Consider the following 15,116-nt stretch of genomic DNA (forward strand, 5'->3'; position numbering starts at 1 on the left):
TATACTTTACTATTTTGTAGCAATCACATTCAGGCTAATACTATAACCAAGGTAAGAAATGGTACTACAGTCATTAAAAAGATTGAATTCAGATACTCGCTTATAACCCGTAAACCCGACTTCATTCAAATACATCGCTAAGGTGTCAAAGTCAAATCCAACTTTGTGAACATCATATTCATTAACCTGTCCACCAAACATCATTCTCATAATATTAAAACGATTTCTAACATCTAATTTAGGTTGAGAATAAAGCCAACACAGAATCTGTATGTCTGGAACGCTAATCATTAGCTCGCCGCCAATTTTTAGGACACGATGCCATTCTGCAAGCGTAAAAATTAATTCATCATCTAAACCATAGTAAAAGTGTTCTAGGACATGACTAGCATAAATGGATTCAATTGACTGATCTTCAAATATACCTAGATCACGGGCGTTCCCAATAAAGTCAACTTCAGGACGATCTTCAACATCAAAGATTTTCCAATCAGGATGTGCAGTTGTTCCGCCAATATTTAGTTTCATATATTCCCCACTTCTTAAAACTAATTAATTTGTTTTAAGAATAAAGTGTACTTCTTTTATGGAGTGACATCTATGTAGCAACATTGAAATAACTGGGTGAATTTAGATCAAATAACAGTAGAAATTACCATCAAAAATCACAATAGCGATCGCCAAGGTTTTCAGATAATTGCATAAACAAGCAAATTTGGGTATCTGCGTCTTATCATAGAGCAAAGTAGTCAAAGTAGTCGTCTATATTAATCATCTGCTAATCCCGTGAACGAAACGATTAAAAAACTGCCGTGGCTAACCTGTGTAGTGATTATATTTTTCTATTGCCTCTATGGTTGGGGTTTAACTGTAATCAGTGCGCCTATACTTTACTGGGCGATCGCATTCGGGGCATCAGCTTTTTTAAGTATGACAATTACCTATTCTTTCTTAGTATCTTTACCCACGATTTTATTGGCTTCAATTTTTGTAATTACGCCTTTGCTGTTAGATGTCAGTGTCATTCGCGGTGGTGATGTTTTGCTTTTATTGGTTAATAATTTTCGCAATGTATTTCTATTTGCCACCTTAGCTGTGGTGATCGCAATGCTGTGGTTCTCCCCATTATTTTGGTCGCATCGAGTCTTAAAAACTAGCGATCTAAGTACTAAGAAAATTATTGGCATTTTAACGTTTTGTAGTTGGGTAGGATTGGGATTAGGAAGACTCTTGGGAATATGGTATTAACCGTAATTGGTTCCGGTGCTTGGGGACTAGCTCTAGCTCAGTTATGTGAGGCTAATGGGCATCAAGTAGTTGTGTGGTCAAGGCGTAGTAAATTAAGTTTAGAGACTGCGATCGCCCAGGGTGAGATTATTATTTCCGCCGTATCTATGGCAGGGGTAAGAGCAACAGCCCAGCAATTACAATCTTTATCCTTAAACCCTGAAGCAATTCTAGTCACAGCAACGAAAGGGCTTGATCTTGAAACTGGAGCCACGCCTTCACAAATTTGGCAAAGTACTTTACCCAATCATTCCGTTGTAGTTTTATCGGGACCTAACCTATCCAAAGAAATTAGTCGAGGATTACCTGCGGCGACGGTGGTAGCTAGTTCTAATTTAGCGGCGGCTATATCTGTCCAAAATATCTTTGCTTCTAAAAATTTCCGTGTTTATACTAACTCCGATCCCATTGGCGTGGAACTGGGGGGAACCCTTAAAAATGTAATAGCGATCGCTGTGGGAGTATGTGATGGGCTGAAACTGGGCACTAATGCTAAGGCGGCTTTGATTACGCGATCGCTACCAGAAATTATGCAGGTAGGTAAATATTTTGGGGCGCAACCAGAGACTTTTTGGGGCTTATCAGGTTTAGGAGATTTACTGGCAACCTGTAGTAGTAACCTCAGTCGTAATTATCAAGTGGGTTTTGGTTTAGGGGAAGGGAAAAACCTAGAGCAAATTCTTCAAGATTTAGAAGGAACCGCCGAAGGTGTAAATACAGCTAGAGTTTTGCATGACTTAACTAATCGAACGGGGCTAACTTTACCAATCTGTGGATATGTTTATCGCCTACTAAATGGTGAAATAACACCAATCCAGGCTGTAGCAGGCTTAATGGATCGGGACTTAAAAGCAGAGTTATAAACCTAATTTGCAGCCCAAGCAGGAACCATCTGCCAAACATCACGCAGTTGTGGATCGAGAATTAGATAATTTGGCTCGAATTTCTGCACTAGTTTCCAGAATTTACTAGAGTGATTTAAGTGGATCGTATGACAGAGTTCATGGATCAGCACATATCTAACTAGGGCTGGAGGTAGAAATAGCAGTTTGTAATTTAGGCTAATGTTTTTAGATTGGGAGCAACTTCCCCAGAGCGTCTTTTGCTGTCTAATCGTAACTTTACTGAAGGGTAAACCGATCTCAAGGCTAATCCTTTTCAACTCCTTGGCTAAATAGCGATCGCCCATACTCAATAGCCAATGGCGTAATAATTGATGACAGAGATCAGGAGAGTTGGTATTTAAAAGTAACTTCAGGTTAGGATTTTCGCTATATTTTCCAGCTTTGGGAGTAGTTATATTGTCTTCATAATTTACTTGCCATATTTGAGCGATCGCCTGCAAATTAACTTCACTGGGCAGTAGTGGTTGGGACTTATGAAACTCGGTTCGGGCTTGGGCATTACCTAAGGTTTTGGTTATCCATGCTTGCTTTGCCAGTAAAATCGGTTCAATTCGAGTTTGATCGTAGTCCTTGGGGACAATTACCTCTAATCCATGTTCACTGGAAACCCTTAGTCTTAAATATTTAGCGCGATCGCTAATCCGAATTGTGTAGGCTGGTAATAGGAATTTAACCATTGTCGAAGTATTAGTTTAGGTTCTTATAATCTGCGTCTGAAATTATCCTTCAAATTTAATCTATGACTTCTATAACTAAAATTGGTCTAAAGTCTATATTTTTGACTATGGCAAGTGTTTCTATTTATATGCTCCCACCAGTTTTTATTTCTGATAGCCAGATTAATATTATTTTTCCTGCAAAAGTTTCGGCTCAAGAGAGCTTTAAGCAATATAAAGCGCCTAGGCAATTTTCGTTTAGTTATCCTCAGTCATGGGAAATTGTCGAAAATATCAGCAGAGATGGCACAAAGACTGTGTTATTTTCACAAAAAGGAGCCACCCATCCCTTCTTAGGTACCGTTTATATGCGGGTAACTTTATCGGATTCTTTGTTTCAATACTTAGTTCAGAGGAAGCAAAATTCATCATTTAGCCAAAGAAAGAATTTACTTATCAACTCACCAAAATCATCTGGTCTTGTGGTGATAAGCCAAGGCAAAATAAGTGGACGTAGATACATTCGGTTTGAAGGTGATCAATATCAACGTTTTTATAACTTAAAAAATACTAATTTCTTGATTGAATATTCAGACCAATTCGACCTTTTGATTGAGACAGCTATAGTCGATCAATTAGAAATCGGCAACAAACAGGTACTTAAGTTAGATAAAGAATCCTATGTGAAGTACAATCAAGAGCTAAATACAGTAATTAGTTCCTTAAAAATAGGCTAAATAACCTTTGAGAATCAAAGGCAAGCAAAGGCAAGCAGGATAGAAAGATCGCTAGGTTAGTGACATTTTTAAGTATCCTAAGTTTTTAAGTATCATTGTGGTGGCAAAAGCGGCAAAACAATAGTGGCAAAATAATATACCAGAGGAGCAGTAAACACATAACTATCAGCTCGATCTAAAATACCGCCATGACCGGGCATAATTTGTCCAGAGTCCTTAACCCCAGCATCTCGCTTCATCATTGACTCAGTTAAGTCACCTAACAGACTGGCAACCCCAATCAATAAACCCAACGCCCCACCAGTGAAATACCATGCTGACCAATGCAGATAATATGCTCCTGTTAAAGCTACGGTCACACAACTGAGTAGTCCAAATGCTGCTCCTTCTACGGTTTTCTTGGGACTAATATCTGATAATCTTGTTCGCCCCACTAGTTTGCCGATTGTATAGGAGCCAATATCTGAAGCCCAAATGCAAGCAAATGTTAGCAACACAAATATGCAGCCTTCACTCAGTTGCCAAGGATAGGAAATATTACTATCTAAGCCTCGCAACCTGATCCAATAACTGGGTAAGTAGCCACCATAGAATAATCCCAAAACCGAAGCAGAAATATCGGCGATCGTGGCAAATTTAGGTTGAAATAATAAATAAAAGCAGATAAATGTACCAGCTATGGGCAGAACCGCATCAGCAAATTCGGGCTTACTCTGGCAGACTATTAATAAAACTTGACTGACAAATAGGGTGGTTTTAACCGCAGGCTCTGACCCTTTTGAGCGAGCTAATTGAAAATATTCCTGCTGCCCTAGGAAAATGAGCAAACTAAAGGCGATCGTAAAACCCCATCCTCCAAACATAATCGCCATTAAAGCTAGAGGAATAGCAATAAGAGCACTGATGATCCGAACCCAAGGCATCTCTTAACTCAACTTTAAGATGATTGTAGCAAGCTTATACATGAAATCAGTCCTCTATAATCTAAATAATTTAGTTTTAATGTTCTGTTTAGAATTGCTTTTTAGAATTAATGGCTATCAATAATAATTACTATGAAATTTTAGGAATTACGCCTTGGGCTAATGAGCGGCAAATTCGATCAGCCTATCGTGATTTGAGTAAACTTTATCATCCTGATACCACAAAGCTGAGCCCCGAGGTTTCCTTAGAAAAATTCAAAGAACTAAATCAGGCGTATGCGACCTTGAGCAATCCCGATCGCCGTAAATCCTATGATCAATCTATTCAGTTTACTCGCTCCTATACGTTTACAGTTAAAACTCAAGCCCATCAACCTCTCAGCTATGATAATGGACTTCCAAGCGAACGACCACTATCGGCAGGGGAATTATTTGCCCTATTTATAATTGGCTTAAGTTTACTAGTTTGTTTAGGCTTGGCGATCGCTGTAAGTATTTTAAGAGGAGATCAGTTACTATTTGCTGTTCCTTAATGGCGTTTACCAGTGATGATATAGGCGACTCTTTGTCCCACATTAGCGGCATGATCTGCCATGCGTTCAAGATGATGAATTGCTAAAACTAAAAGCATGATTGGCTCTAAGCTGGTTTCAGAATTTTTTTGCTGGGCAATCAGGTTATAAAGATTAGCATAGTCGGAATCGACCGCATCATCCTTTTGCTTAATTTGCAAGCCCAAGTCTGCATCTAGGTTAGATAAAGCACTTAAACTTAAAGCTAACATTGCTCGACAACGATTAGACATAACTTCAACTTCCGCCATGCAGTTTGGGGCGGGATAGGAGAAGAGTTTTATGGCAATTTCGCCTAGGTTTTCGGCATAGTCACCAATGCGTTCTAAATCTCGAACTAAATGAATCAAAGCCGTTAACAATCTTAAATCACGGGCAACTGGGGATTGCAAAGCTATTAAGTCCATACAATCCACTTCAATTTGGCGGTAATATTGATCAATGCGTTTATCCTGGGCATCAATTTCCATAGCAGCTTCCAGATTGCGATCAAATAAAGCGGTATGTGCCAGCCATGAGGACTGTTCAACTAAGGCTCCCATGCGTAGAGCATCCTGTTCTAGCCGTCGCATTTGCCGCTCGAAGTGAGGTTTAGAATATTTCTGCCCTGAGGCTGGTAGTTCTAGCATTAGACTATCAATACAATCCCAAACATGAATTAAAGTGAACCTGCCTACATATCAATATATAGAATATACAGACCTTTCTATAATTGGTACCAATTTTAAGGCAAGTTTATGATTTTAGCGATTAAGGTTGGGATAAGAAGTGATTTAGATAACTTTATTACCCCGTTTTCCTCCTGGTAGTGGGCAGAGTTAATAGTGATAATTCCGAATTTTGGAGCTATTGGGAAACCGGATTAAAACCATCAGGGCATCTGATTTCTTTGATCAATTCACCAATTTTAATAAATCTAACTTTAGGGATCAGTTGTTGTGAGTTTTGTTTACCTTGGCAAGTCAGAGAGGCAATGGTGTTGATGCCTGAGGGTAATTGATTGAGGTAGGAAATCCCAATAAAGATGGAACTTTGATCCTTAGCCTGATCTGGATTCTGGTTTTTGAAAATAGCTAGAGCCTGAACAATAAATTTCGGCACAATTGGTTCAATTTTGTAGCTAAATACTTCACTACTAATTTCCGCACCAAAGCCTAGGTCTTCTAATTTGGTAGCAAATTGATTATTTTTAGCAAAATATTCGCTCTGGGCAGCATGAATGGTACTTAATACGGTTTGAGCTTCGGTTTGGAGTCGGCGATTTTGGCGGGCGATCGCTTCGGCTTTTGCCTGAGCCTGAATGTCAATAATTTTAATATTGTCGGGGATTGTTGCCTGATCAGATACCTTTTCGATTAAGGTCATGATTTCGATCGCTTGTCCTTTGACCTTATCTATGTAAAACACTCTGCCATCGGCAGTAATTGCCACTTCAATATCAGCATTAGCATCGGTGGTGGGGAACTTAACTTGCCATCTGCCCACGGGAGTTTGATCTGGGAATGGTTGGGCGATCGCACTCAAATTGACACTTAAACCACAAACTACGCCAATTATGCTCACTTTTAACTGCCTTAATATGTTCACGATCTTAGGTTTCACAAGCTTAGGATTTAACTACATCTCAGACTATATCAACAACTATATCGACAATTTTGCTGGCTGCCCCCCGTTGTCCACAAATTGCTTGCAGGCGATCTCGCATAATCTCTAATTTTTCTGGTTGCTGTAATAATTCTAGTAAAGCCGATCCTACTGTAGCTGCGGTTAAATGCCCAAAGAGTTCAGGAACAATTTCCTCCCCTGCCCAAATATTTGCCCATGCAAACAATTTTTTGCGTCCATCTTTAGGATTCAGAAAGGACTTGATCACAAAATAATTAATTAACTTGGCAAAGCCTGTACCAATGATCGGTAAATTCGCTAAAATTCCCCCAATTCCATCCCAACTTCGCATGGCATCTAGTTGATTTGTGGGTAAAACAATCAGCATTGGTACGCCAAAGGCAGCCAGTTCCGCCGTATTTGCCCCTACGGTGGTTAAACAAAGTTCACAGTCTTGCCATAGATCGTGGGCGGGGAACTTAGTATAGATTTCCACATTGGTACCTGATGCGGTTTTGAGGTAAGGCTGGGGCTGATCAATTAGCGTGGCAGTAGCTCCTGCAACTAAATCAACTACGGGATTCGGTTCCGCATATTTAGCTAGTTTTTCTGGTGTGAGCGTGGGAGCAAGGGCGATCGCAAATTTCAGATTAGGTAACTTAGATTGCAAATAATCGGCGGCTCCCAACATTAAAGGTACTCCCTGCATCAGTTTCATGGCTTTAGAACCGGGCATAAGTACGATCTTGGATGCTTGGTGGTTCTGAATTTGAGGAGAAACTTCTTGATCCACCATCAAATCCCCAACTACGGAGACTTTTGAGGCATACTTAATGGGAATTTTAATACTGGCATTTCTGACGGCATAGCGATCGCCCCAATTTAGCCACCGCGCCTCCCATTCCGCATAAATTATGGTTTTATATCCCAAGCGTTTGCCAATTATGATCGGAAATACTTGATCGCCACCCAAGAAAATCACCACACCATCCTGAGACCAATCCCAATCAGGAGTTCGATTCCAAAGTAAAAAATTAAAGAATTGTTCGGGTGGCAAAACTCGATCTACATTGGGAAAATTCTGAGCAATACTGGACTCATTACCACTGGCATGGGCGCAGGGTGATAGGACTATGGATATACGGAAATTAGAGTTTTCGGGTCTCTGTGCTAACTCTCTCAACACAGGATATACCCAAGTTGTCAGTTCCCCAGGAGCATTGGAAAGAATTAGAATATCTGTAATTTCGCTCATTAATTCATTTCGTTAATTTCATTGGTTGAGATGAAAAATCGAGATATAAAGAAGACTTCAAGGTTGAAAGCGCAAATGTTGCAGCGATCTTACTTGGGCAATAGTCTCAAAGTCACGATCATTATGGATTAAGAGTAAATTTTTTTCGAGAGCGATTTGAGCTATACAGCAATCGATTGGACTACGAACAGTAAGCCCTTGTCGGCGTAAGTCATAGTAAATACGGGCAGCCGCTTTCCATGCTTGAGCTGTGATCTCAACGTAATCTTGTGTTTCGAGGTAAATAGAGAGGATAGACCATTCTTGTTCATTTAGGCTTCCTTGCAGTAACTCAAGTTGAGTAAATCGGGTGAGTAAAATTTGCCGATCAGAAATCAATGTTTCAAGCTGCTGGCGAACTTGCCCCGTCTGATCCCGAAAGAGACTAATCCAAACTGATGTGTCAATCAGTAGCATGATTAATTTCTCTCAGTATCTTATAGTTGAAATCTGGAGAAAATTGAATTTTTCCTGCAAGGTCAAGTAAATTCCTCTGGTGTCCTGATGAGTCAGAGTCAACACTTCTGGAAATTACCAGCTCTTGGAGGGCTAGATTTATCAACTCTAGCTCAGTGTTAAGTTTAGTCAGTCTTAATGCCTCATTGAGAAGAGATTCATCAAGGGTAAGGGTAATTTGCATAGGATAAAATAATCACAATAAGAACGTCAGATTTTTCAGCCCGTAAGGAATCGCTAGGAATTATCATACTGTCTAAGGTGGTTGTTCTAGCTCCGCCCTATTATTCCACCATACAAGAAATGTAGCGATAGAATTAAATGCTCTACCTACCAATTTAACTCAAATCTATGAGTGGCGATCGCCTTACCATCCATCCCACTGCTGATGGGTCTAGTACATTTTTCTCGGAACAGTGGCAAGAAGCTTTTCACAGTGTGCATGGGGCTAAACAGGAAGCGATCGCCAAGTTTGTTTTACCTTCAGGGATTTTAGAGAAACCACAGGATTGTATTCGCATTTTAGATGTTTGCTATGGCTTGGGCTACAACTCGGCAGCCGCAATTGAACTTCTAGCTGAAAAAGGAATTGCTAATCAGGTGGAAATCATTGCCCTTGAGCTTGATCGGTCAGTTCCCCAGCAGGCGATCGCCTCGAATTTACTAAATATCTGGACAGATGAAGTAGCTACAGCCCTAACAAATTTAGGTAGAGACCTTAAACTCCAAACTCAAATTAGTGGCAAAAGCTTAAATATGAATTTGATCATCGGTGATGCCCGCCAAACTCTCTTCCAAGTGGCGATCGCTTGGGCAGATGTAATTTTTCTTGATCCTTTTTCACCCGCCCATTGTCCCCAGTTATGGACAGTAGAATTTATGCAGCTTCTTGCTAATTGCCTTAAGTCCGATGGTTGTCTAGTCACCTATTCCTGTGCATCGGCGATCAGAACAGCTTTGATTATGGCAGGTTTAAATATCGGTAATACTGTTCCTGTGGGTAGGCGATCGCCCGGAACCATTGCCGCTTTTTCCCCCTACCCATTACCACCTATATCTTTAGCAGAACAAGAACTGCTCCAAACCCGTGCCAGCATTCCCTATCGTGACCCTAATTTAACTGCAATTAAGGAAGATATTCTTGCGGATCGGCAACAGGCACAGCAGATGTCTTCCCTAGAATCCACATCCAGATGGAAGAAACGCTGGTACAGTATCTAACTTTCCTGCAATCTAGTTAAGATCAATGGACAAGGTGCATTAACCCTTACATAGTCAGATACAGAAGTTCCTAATAACCGATCTAAATCTGGAATTCCTTTAGCGATCGAAGGGCGGCGATCGGGTGAACCCAAAACTAAGAGACTAGTATTACTCTCATCGGCAGCCTTGCAGATTTCTTTGCCAGTTTCTCCTGTTCCTAGAAATAGCTTGTAGGGAATATTTAAGCGTTTAAGTTTTTCGATCGCCTTATCAACCACTGGATCGGAATCATCTTTTTTCTTGCTTACTCTTGTTAAATAGATCGCAGCATCCTTAAGTCCACTAATAATAGCGATCGCCTGATCTAAAGCGTGCTGACCAGAGGGAGAACCATCCAAAGCCACCATCACATTGCGAATACTTTTAATATAGACATCATCCTTAACTAAAAGCATTGGTACCGAAGCAAGCTGAAATACATAGGTACTGACAGAATTATTCAAGATCGATTGCAATCTCCCCATCCCCCTCGAACCCATAATCAAGAGATTAGGTTTAAGTTGATCGGCAATTTGACAGACAATATCCTTCGCATCCCCCTCTTTCAGGATAGCCACTGAACTATTATTAACCCCTAGTTTTAATTCAGCCCTTTCTTTTTCTAGGATTTTCTCCCCCGCCAACCGATATTCTGTCACTCCCTCCACCGTTGCTTGCATGGGAATAACATGGAGAATTGTAATTTGCGTACGTTGCATACTAGGGAGTTGCAGCAACATATTCATCATTTCCCGCGATCGCCCAGAACCATCTACAGTTAATAAAATACTTTCAAACATATTATTTAGAGGAATTTTCTTACTAAGTTTTTTGCAAATTTTTTGGTAATTTAAAAAGCGGACTAAGATCATCTTAATTAATCAACTGCGATCGCCTAGGTAAAAGACTTAAAATGTTGCGTATCTTAAAATATTGAATAAATATTCAGTAATATTCCGTAAGCACATAAGTAATGAGTATTTTTACCCTCCAATCCATCAAAAAAGACTTTGGCATCAAAGAAATCCTCAAGGAAGCCAGCTTCAGCCTTGGCACTACCGATAAAATTGGCTTAATTGGTACCAACGGTTCAGGTAAATCTACCCTCTTAAAAATGATTGCAGGGCTAGAATCAATCGATGGCGGACAGTTAATCGTTAACTCGGGAACCAAAATTGTTTACTTACCCCAACAGCCCAACTTAGATGAAAGTCTCACCGTCCTTGAGCAAATATTTCATGTTAAATCCAGTCAAATCAATGACCATTGGGAAACGGAAACCAATGCCAAAATTATCCTCACTAAGTTAGGTGTCACTGACTTTAAAGCAAAAATTGGACATCTATCGGGCGGCTATCGCAAACGCATTGCCCTAGCTACAGCTTTACTCGATGATCCAGATGTTTTACTCATGGATGAGCCGACCAACCACCTAGATGCTCAGTCCGTGGAATGGCTCCAAGGTTATCTGAATCGGTTCCGAGGCGCAATTCTGCTAATTACCCACGATCGCTACTTCTTAGATAAAGTCACAAATCGGATTTTAGAAATTGACCGAGGTGATCTGTTTACCTATAGCGGCAATTATTCCTACTACCTGGAAAAAAAAGCGATGGCAGAGGAATCAAATCTCAATACCCAACGCAAACACAAAGGCTTACTCCGCCGTGAATTAGAATGGCTGGCAAAAGGACCCAAAGCTCGCAGCACCAAACAAAAGGCAAGAATTGAACGGGCTTATGCTCTTAAAAATACGGAATTTAAGCAGGCTCAAGGCAAGGTTGATATATCCACCGTGGGAAGACGGATTGGCAAAAAAGTTGTAGAAGTGCAAAATATTTCTAAAGGCTATGGCGATCGCACTTTAATTAAAGACTTTAGTTACGAATTTTCCCCCGAAGATCGCATTGGTATTATTGGTGCTAATGGCGCAGGTAAATCCACCCTGTTGGAAATGATTATTGGCAGACTTACCCCTGATACAGGTAAAGTAGAAATTGGCTCCACCATCCACATCGGCTATTTTGATCAACACTCCGAACCCCTCGATACTGCCCAACAACAACGGGTAATCGACTATCTTAAAGAAGAAGGGGAATTTATTAAAATCTCCGATGGCACCGAAATTAGTGCTTCGCAAATGTTAGAGCGATTTCTATTCCCTGGGAATCAACAATATGCGCCCATTGCCAAACTATCAGGCGGCGAAAAACGGCGGTTATTTTTGTTGCGAATTTTAATGAGTGCGCCTAATCTCCTGATTTTAGATGAACCCACCAATGATTTAGATGTCCAAACCTTAGCTGTTTTAGAAGAATATCTTGAAGATTTTAATGGTTGCGTGATTACCGTATCCCACGATCGCTATTTTCTAGATCGAGTTGTAGATACTATCCTAGAGATCGAACCCACTGGCGATATTCGTTCCTATCCTGGTAATTATTCTACTTATTTAGACTATAAAAAACAGGAAGAAGTCGAGAAAAATCCTAAAGCTCAAATAAAAATAGAGGATACTAAGTCCAAATCAAGCTCTGTCAAGCCTAGAAAATTATCCTTCAAGCAAGCCCGTGAACTAGAAATGTGGGAAACTAAAATTCCTGAACTAGAAGCTGAAAAACAGGCGATCGAAAAAACTCTTTATTACTCCCCACCTGCAGGCTTTACTGAAATCCAAAAATTATCCCAACGCCTATCCGACCTAAACCATGAAATCGAAACGGGTACAGAACGCTGGCTGGAATTATCTGAATTAACTTAGAGGTAATTGAGGAAATATATCTATCTCTAAATATCATCGCTTCTGGCACCATCTTAATTTGATAAGCTATTAGGGTAATCTATCAACCTCAAATATGTATATTGCTTTGAAAGTAGCATGGGCAGTAATTGCCGCTTCTTTAATCTTTTTAATTTTATTACACAGCCCCAAAGGTGACGGACTAGGTGGTATTGGTGGACAGGCACAGCTATTTGCCAGCACCAAAAGTGCAGAAACCAGCTTAAATCGCCTAACTTGGATTCTCACAGTTTTATTTCTAGGATTAACCATAGTCCTAAGTGCAGGCTGGATTCCCAATAATGTCAGCAAGCCCACACCATCAGCATTAGTATCACCCATAGACCAACCTCAATCCTCAATTCCCCTGAATCTTGAGGCACAAACTGAGTCAATCCCTCAACCTGGAACCTAGGCTTAAGCGAAATATAGAGTAAATAAAAAAAGCCCCAATCAATAATTTGAAAGGGGTTTAATATTTTATGCAATCTAGTTAGTTCTGTGGCGGATTGGCAGGAACTCGATTATTTTCTAGGATTTTTGTAACCTCGGCACCTGGTTGATAGGTATAACCAAATTGAGAGCGATCGCTATCATCCAGAATCCTCGGAGTTACTACAATTACCACTTCATTACGAGTTTTTTCCGTTTGTTGACTGCGGAATAAAGCCCCAATAATTGGTAAATCTCCCAAGAAAGGCACCTTAGAAACTGTCTCTCGATCAAGGTCTTGAATTACTCCAGAGATGATCAAAGTTTGATTATCCCTTAAGCGAATTTGTCCCGAAGTCAAAGTTCTGCGAGATAATAGTGATGCTGTATCCCCATTACCCAAGCGCACAATTTGGGATGGAGCTGTTACTGAAGGCGAAATCGACAGATTAATGAAACCATTATCATCAACACGGGCAATATTAATATTTAAAGTTAATCCTGCCTGTTGAATATTAGGTTGGACGGTGGTGGTTGTCACCTGATTAATTGTGGTTTGATTTTGCACAGTTCCCACCAATACATCCTGGGTCAAGCTCACCTGAGCAGTTTCACCTTCCTGTACAGTTAAAATTGGGTCAGTCAGGATTTTAGCTGTACCATTTTGGATATTAGATTGCAATCTCGCTAAAAACTGGCTGGGATACTGGAACAAAGTCGGCAAACTAAAAGTCACAGTAGTTGGGGTACCACTAGTGTTGCCAGAGGGAGGAGTACCAGGGGTAACATTAGTAATACCTGGCTGGAGAGGATTTCCTGAACCCAATGGGGAGATAGCTGAGTTAAGTACACTAGTAAGTAAACCAGTAGTTGGATCAATAGTAGCAGGATTAATAAAGGGAGTACCTGTAATCGGATTAGTAATTACTGGGCGACCAAATAGATTAGTACTGGCATCTCCAGCCGTAGAAGGACGATTTTGTCCAAAGTTGACAACCGCCGCTCCATTATCAAAGGTAAAGAATGTATCATTTATCCCAAACGAAGAACTAGCAGTCTGGATTTGATTTCCTTGAAGGGTTACGTCCACAATTCGGACATTAACTGAAACTTGACGCTTTCTGGCATCTAACCTACCCAGTTGAGCAGCAGCATAGTCAACCAAGCTAGGCGCACCTATTAGAGTGATCGAGTTATTTCGCTCTTCCGCCGCAATTTGTAATCCCCGCAGAGGTAGGATTGAATTAGCAGATGGGGTCAAGCTTTCTAAAGTAGGTATCGTCTCAGTAGGAATGGTTACGTTAGTTATTCCACCCGCAGTACCAACCTGTGCTGTCGTCACCCCTGGCACTGGTCTTTGACGGTTAACTGTTCTTTCTGCCCCTAACCCCAACAGGAACCCTGAAGCCTCACCCACGCTCACTTGGTTCAAACGATAACTACGGGTAACAATATTCTTTAGGTTGATTGGTAGCTTAGCAGCCACAAAAATTGTCTTGCCAATTCTACTAGCATCAAGATTACTCAAACGCAGAACGCTGTTAAAAACATCCTGAGCAGTTTCGTTCTCAATATCTAAGGATACCCGAGGACCACCTGAAGTTGCGGCAGTTGTGGTAGTACCGGGAGCAGAGTCATCGGCAAACGCAACATTCAAACCTGCCACACGGGCAATTAAAGTTAAAACATCCCTGACTGGAGCCTCCCTAAGGGAAATACGAGGAACTCTTTCTGCGCTACCTAAATCAATAGTGTCTGGTTTAATACTAAAGGTGCCAATGGAAATATCCCCTGATGGAGCAGGAATTGGTCTTCTTTGAAATGGAGGAACTATACCTTGAACTGCCCCAGGCAAAGGTTTTGAGTTTATAGAGGGAGAAGTTAAAGTTGGGGTAGTGGTTGGTTTTGCTTGAGCAATTTTAGGTTTGCCATTAGCATCCGTAATTGTTACCTTAGATTCAAATAATGGTTTAATTATTGGTGAATTTTTGGAATCAGGGGTAGTAGCTTGAGCTACTCTAACTGGAAGAGACAAGCTACTTATATCAGCTTGCACCTCATTACTTGCCTCAGACGGTAAGGCAGCTAATAAAATTTGCGGGCATACTGATGTCAGCGCAAGGGAACAAAATAACAATTTAGTATTCATATACATAACTCCTCTAAACCACTCCATAAATCATAAACTTACAAATAGAAATCTAACTAATTACTAATTAAACCTTGAA

16 protein-coding genes and 1 pseudogene are annotated in these 15,116 nt (G+C 40.6%); 7 read left to right on the forward strand and 10 right to left on the reverse strand.

The features are described from left to right. Positions 1-9 precede the first annotated feature (9 nt). Positions 10-528 (reverse strand): class I SAM-dependent methyltransferase, encoded by a 519-nt coding sequence (locus SYN7502_RS02875; RefSeq protein ID WP_015167389.1) that lies wholly within the window; start codon positions 526-528, stop codon positions 10-12. A 258-nt stretch (positions 529-786) separates the two neighbouring features. On the opposite strand from SYN7502_RS02875, the gene SYN7502_RS02880 reads away from it, so the two are divergent. Next, the gene (locus tag SYN7502_RS02880) at positions 787-1,248 is read left to right on the forward strand and encodes a hypothetical protein (RefSeq protein WP_015167390.1); all 462 of its coding nucleotides are present in this window, start codon (positions 787-789) and stop codon (positions 1,246-1,248) included. Beyond that, positions 1,239-2,150: an NAD(P)H-dependent glycerol-3-phosphate dehydrogenase gene (locus SYN7502_RS02885; RefSeq protein WP_015167391.1), complete on the forward strand. Its 912-nt coding sequence runs from the start codon at positions 1,239-1,241 to the stop codon at positions 2,148-2,150. The genes SYN7502_RS02880 and SYN7502_RS02885 overlap by 10 nt, the downstream gene beginning before the upstream one ends. Before the next feature lie 2 nt (positions 2,151-2,152). Here SYN7502_RS02885 and SYN7502_RS02890 read toward each other — a convergent pair whose 3' ends face one another. After that, positions 2,153-2,869, reverse strand: coding sequence for a M48 family metallopeptidase (locus tag SYN7502_RS02890; protein ID WP_015167392.1), 717 nt, complete (start codon positions 2,867-2,869; stop codon positions 2,153-2,155). Positions 2,870-2,976: 107 nt separating this feature from the next. Here SYN7502_RS02890 and SYN7502_RS02895 point away from each other — a divergent pair, with 107 nt between their 5' ends. Further along, positions 2,977-3,585, forward strand: a complete 609-nt coding sequence (locus tag SYN7502_RS02895; protein ID WP_210391318.1) for a hypothetical protein — start codon at positions 2,977-2,979, stop codon at positions 3,583-3,585. 92 nt (positions 3,586-3,677) lie between these two features. On the opposite strand, the gene SYN7502_RS02900 is transcribed toward SYN7502_RS02895, so the two are convergent. Further along, positions 3,678-4,508: a phosphatidate cytidylyltransferase gene (locus tag SYN7502_RS02900; protein WP_015167394.1), complete on the reverse strand. Its 831-nt coding sequence runs from the start codon at positions 4,506-4,508 to the stop codon at positions 3,678-3,680. A gap of 110 nt (positions 4,509-4,618) precedes the next feature. On the opposite strand from SYN7502_RS02900, the gene SYN7502_RS02905 reads away from it, so the two are divergent. After that, positions 4,619-5,041, forward strand: coding sequence for a J domain-containing protein (locus SYN7502_RS02905; RefSeq protein ID WP_015167395.1), 423 nt, complete (start codon positions 4,619-4,621; stop codon positions 5,039-5,041). Here the strand turns inward: SYN7502_RS02905 and phoU are convergent. The 5 genes from phoU to SYN7502_RS02930 form a co-directional block, all read right to left on the reverse strand. Continuing rightward, positions 5,038-5,709, reverse strand: a complete 672-nt coding sequence (gene phoU, locus SYN7502_RS02910; protein ID WP_015167396.1) for a phosphate signaling complex protein PhoU — start codon at positions 5,707-5,709, stop codon at positions 5,038-5,040. The genes SYN7502_RS02905 and phoU overlap by 4 nt on opposite strands. A 217-nt stretch (positions 5,710-5,926) precedes the next feature. Next, positions 5,927-6,667, reverse strand: coding sequence for a type IV pilin-like G/H family protein (locus tag SYN7502_RS02915; protein WP_144050164.1), 741 nt, complete (start codon positions 6,665-6,667; stop codon positions 5,927-5,929). Positions 6,668-6,704: 37 nt separating this feature from the next. Continuing rightward, the gene (locus SYN7502_RS02920; RefSeq protein WP_015167398.1) at positions 6,705-7,940 is read right to left on the reverse strand and encodes a glycosyltransferase family protein; all 1,236 of its coding nucleotides are present in this window, start codon (positions 7,938-7,940) and stop codon (positions 6,705-6,707) included. A 57-nt stretch (positions 7,941-7,997) separates the two neighbouring features. Next, on the reverse strand, positions 7,998-8,396 hold the full coding sequence (vapC, locus tag SYN7502_RS02925; RefSeq protein WP_015167399.1) for a type II toxin-antitoxin system VapC family toxin: 399 nt from the start codon (positions 8,394-8,396) through the stop codon (positions 7,998-8,000). Beyond that, positions 8,383-8,619: a type II toxin-antitoxin system VapB family antitoxin gene (locus SYN7502_RS02930; RefSeq protein ID WP_015167400.1), complete on the reverse strand. Its 237-nt coding sequence runs from the start codon at positions 8,617-8,619 to the stop codon at positions 8,383-8,385. The genes vapC and SYN7502_RS02930 overlap by 14 nt, the downstream gene beginning before the upstream one ends. 167 nt (positions 8,620-8,786) lie before the next feature. Here SYN7502_RS02930 and SYN7502_RS02935 point away from each other — a divergent pair, with 167 nt between their 5' ends. Then, positions 8,787-9,656, forward strand: a complete 870-nt coding sequence (locus tag SYN7502_RS02935; protein WP_015167401.1) for a tRNA (5-methylaminomethyl-2-thiouridine)(34)-methyltransferase MnmD — start codon at positions 8,787-8,789, stop codon at positions 9,654-9,656. Here SYN7502_RS02935 and SYN7502_RS02940 read toward each other — a convergent pair. After that, positions 9,653-10,477, reverse strand: a complete 825-nt coding sequence (locus SYN7502_RS02940; protein ID WP_015167402.1) for a universal stress protein — start codon at positions 10,475-10,477, stop codon at positions 9,653-9,655. The two genes, SYN7502_RS02935 and SYN7502_RS02940, sit on opposite strands and share 4 nt — an antisense overlap. Positions 10,478-10,650: 173 nt before the next feature. Here SYN7502_RS02940 and SYN7502_RS02945 point away from each other — a divergent pair, with 173 nt between their 5' ends. After that, a complete protein-coding gene (locus SYN7502_RS02945) occupies positions 10,651-12,438 on the forward strand; it encodes an ABC-F family ATP-binding cassette domain-containing protein (protein WP_015167403.1) in 1,788 nt (595 codons plus the stop codon). A 94-nt stretch (positions 12,439-12,532) separates the two neighbouring features. Then, positions 12,533-12,757, forward strand: a pseudogene (secG, locus tag SYN7502_RS21140) (preprotein translocase subunit SecG); the annotation flags it as partial. Positions 12,758-12,949: 192 nt separating this feature from the next. Here the strand turns inward: secG and SYN7502_RS02955 are convergent. Next, entirely contained in the window at positions 12,950-15,037 is a 2,088-nt protein-coding gene (locus tag SYN7502_RS02955) for a type II secretory pathway, component HofQ (RefSeq protein ID WP_015167405.1), read from the reverse strand. Positions 15,038-15,116 lie beyond the last annotated feature (79 nt).

It is taken from the genome of Synechococcus sp. PCC 7502 (genome assembly GCF_000317085.1).
Taxonomy (GTDB): Bacteria; Cyanobacteriota; Cyanobacteriia; order Pseudanabaenales; family Pseudanabaenaceae; genus PCC-7502.

Excerpts from the sequence above, each read along its gene's own strand:
- SYN7502_RS02875 (WP_015167389.1), bottom strand. The coding sequence starts at position 528 with ATGAAACTAAATATTGGCGGAACAACTGCACATCCTGATTGGAAAATC.
- SYN7502_RS02885 (WP_015167391.1), top strand. The coding sequence starts at position 1,239 with ATGGTATTAACCGTAATTGGTTCCGGTGCTTGGGGACTAGCTCTAGCT.
- SYN7502_RS02890 (WP_015167392.1), bottom strand. The coding sequence starts at position 2,869 with ATGGTTAAATTCCTATTACCAGCCTACACAATTCGGATTAGCGATCGC.
- SYN7502_RS02895 (WP_210391318.1), top strand. The coding sequence starts at position 2,977 with ATGGCAAGTGTTTCTATTTATATGCTCCCACCAGTTTTTATTTCTGAT.
- SYN7502_RS02900 (WP_015167394.1), bottom strand. The coding sequence starts at position 4,508 with ATGCCTTGGGTTCGGATCATCAGTGCTCTTATTGCTATTCCTCTAGCT.
- SYN7502_RS02905 (WP_015167395.1), top strand. The coding sequence starts at position 4,619 with ATGGCTATCAATAATAATTACTATGAAATTTTAGGAATTACGCCTTGG.
- phoU (WP_015167396.1), bottom strand. The coding sequence starts at position 5,709 with ATGCTAGAACTACCAGCCTCAGGGCAGAAATATTCTAAACCTCACTTC.
- SYN7502_RS02920 (WP_015167398.1), bottom strand. The coding sequence starts at position 7,940 with ATGAGCGAAATTACAGATATTCTAATTCTTTCCAATGCTCCTGGGGAA.
- vapC (WP_015167399.1), bottom strand. The coding sequence starts at position 8,396 with ATGCTACTGATTGACACATCAGTTTGGATTAGTCTCTTTCGGGATCAG.
- SYN7502_RS02930 (WP_015167400.1), bottom strand. The coding sequence starts at position 8,619 with ATGCAAATTACCCTTACCCTTGATGAATCTCTTCTCAATGAGGCATTA.
- SYN7502_RS02935 (WP_015167401.1), top strand. The coding sequence starts at position 8,787 with ATGAGTGGCGATCGCCTTACCATCCATCCCACTGCTGATGGGTCTAGT.
- SYN7502_RS02940 (WP_015167402.1), bottom strand. The coding sequence starts at position 10,477 with ATGTTTGAAAGTATTTTATTAACTGTAGATGGTTCTGGGCGATCGCGG.
- SYN7502_RS02945 (WP_015167403.1), top strand. The coding sequence starts at position 10,651 with ATGAGTATTTTTACCCTCCAATCCATCAAAAAAGACTTTGGCATCAAA.
- SYN7502_RS02955 (WP_015167405.1), bottom strand. The coding sequence starts at position 15,037 with ATGAATACTAAATTGTTATTTTGTTCCCTTGCGCTGACATCAGTATGC.